Origin of the sequence: Cedecea sp. NFIX57 (assembly GCF_900177785.1) — a bacterium.
Taxonomy (GTDB): Bacteria; Pseudomonadota; Gammaproteobacteria; order Enterobacterales; family Enterobacteriaceae; genus Cedecea; species Cedecea neteri_C.
Genome location: NZ_FXAS01000132.1, coordinates 1 through 1,229 on the forward strand (window position 1 = coordinate 1; position 1,229 = coordinate 1,229).

Sequence of the window (1,229 nt, forward strand, 5' to 3'; positions counted from 1 at the left end):
TGAATCGCCACGGATAATCTAGACACTTCTGAGCCGTTGATAATATAGGTTTTCATATTCAGCCGGTGGCATCTGCTCGCTCGAACCATGCCGACGCTTACTGTTATAAAACATTTCGATATAATCAAAAATATCGCTTCTGGCTTCGTCTCTCGTTCCGTAGATCCTTTTCTTAATCCGTTCGCGTTTCAGTAGCTGGAAAAAGCTTTCCGCAACCGCGTTGTCATGGCAGTTACCGCGACGACTCATGCTGCCTTCCAGACCGTGTGATTTCAGGAACGACTGCCACTCATGACTCGTGTACTGACTGCCCTGATCAGAGTGAACCAGTACCTGCTTTTGAGGATTACGCCTCCACACCGCCATAAGTAATGCGTTCAGGACAATCTCTTTTGTCATGCGGGGTTGCATTGACCAGCCGATAACTTTTCGGGAGAACAGGTCAACCACCACGGCCAGATACAGCCAGCCTTCGTGGGTTCGGATGTAGGTTATGTCCGTCACCCAACGCTCATCCGGTGAGTCCGGATTGAACTGCCGCTGGAGCTTGTTGGGTGTCACGATGCTGGCTTCTCCTTTACGTGCACGTGGGCTGCGGTACCCAACCTGAGCTTTTATTCCGGCACGCTTCATCAGCCGCCAGACCCGGTTCACTCCGCACTGCTGTCCGGTATCACGCAGATCGAGATGGATCTTGCGATAACCATAGACGCAGCCAGATTCAAGCCAGAACTGTTTGATCTGCCCGGTCAGCATCTGGTCTGTCTGGTGACGCTGTGAATGTGGCTGCTTAAGCCAGAAATAAAATCCACTCGGATGGACATCCAGAACCCTACAGAGCAAACGAACAGGCCAGCAACGGCTGTTGTCGCGGATAAAGGCGTACCTCAGTCGGACAGCTTTGCGAAGTACGCCGCGGCTTTTTTTAATATGTCCCGTTCGTCCGTAACCCGCTTCAACTCTTTCTGAAGACGGCGGATCTCGGCCTGAGCATCTGACTGTTCATTATGAGTGGAAGAATCCGGACCGTACTTCTTTATCCAGGCGTAAAGACTGTGAGTGGTGATATCGAGACGTGTTGCAACACTGGAAACAGAGTGACCACGATCAACAACCTGTTTGACTGCTTCAATTTTAAACTCTTCAGGATAACGCTTACCGCTCATGGGCACCTCTCTTTAAGTCATCTTAAATGACTCTGAGGTGTCTGTTAAACCTGTGGCGATTCA

The 1,229-nt window shown here is 50.4% G+C and carries 1 protein-coding gene; it reads right to left on the reverse strand.

What is annotated here, in order from left to right; all coding sequences use genetic code 11:
• Positions 1-18: 18 nt before the first annotated feature.
• Positions 19-1,166, reverse strand: a protein-coding gene (locus B9Y90_RS26245; protein WP_139827529.1) for an IS3 family transposase whose coding sequence is annotated in 2 segments (ribosomal slippage) — positions 19-929 and positions 929-1,166 — 1,149 coding nt in all. Because the reading frame shifts where the segments join, the coding sequence is not laid out codon by codon here.
• Positions 1,167-1,229: the final 63 nt, after the last annotated feature.